Consider the following 659-nt stretch of genomic DNA (forward strand, 5'->3'; position numbering starts at 1 on the left):
CGGCAATCCGCAACTCCTTGGCTCACAGAACGACATGGCTACGATCCGACTTTGTATAAGACGTGAAAATTTATTAATTTCAAATCATTAATTGTAATTGACCAAATATGGCAAAAGGCAGAACGCCAAGAAGTTATTCACAAAGGTACGCGAAATGGCAAGCTAAATTTAACGCATTTTCTAATCCAACAGTCGCTAGTACTATATTGTCAAATGTAGCTCCAGTTGCCCAACAAAATTTCCAGACTAATGTACCTAAGTTTACCGCGATAAATGAAAATGTTAGTGCAGTATTATCACAATATGGAATAACTGGTCCTAACAGGGCAGTTTATCAAGGTTTTGCATTAAAGATAGCTAGAGCACTTAATAGGATTGGTGGTGGCCCGGCATTAGTAAATATGATTAGCGGTTTGAAAGCATATTATATTTCAGCCTTTAACGCAAATCCACAAGTTCTTGACGCTGTAGTTAATATTATAACTGGAAGCCCAACTGGATATGTAAGTTAAAATATTTAAGCTATTTTTTTCTTTTTTTCTTTATTCTTCTTCAGCCTTTATTTCTATATATTCTCCAGTTCTTAAGTCGGATCGTAGCCATGTCGTTCTGTGAGCCAAGGAGTTGCGGATTGCCGTTGTCGTGCTCAGGCCGGCTGG

At 38.1% G+C, this 659-nt stretch carries 1 protein-coding gene; it reads left to right on the plus strand.

Annotated features, from left to right (window positions below):
* Positions 1-107 precede the first annotated feature (107 nt).
* Positions 108-512, plus strand: a complete 405-nt coding sequence (locus ABD361_RS30470; protein ID WP_198968529.1) for a hypothetical protein — start codon at positions 108-110, stop codon at positions 510-512.
* Positions 513-659: the final 147 nt, after the last annotated feature.

Source organism: Streptomyces luteosporeus, assembly GCF_039532865.1.
GTDB lineage: Bacteria > Actinomycetota > Actinomycetes > Streptomycetales > Streptomycetaceae > Streptomyces > Streptomyces luteosporeus.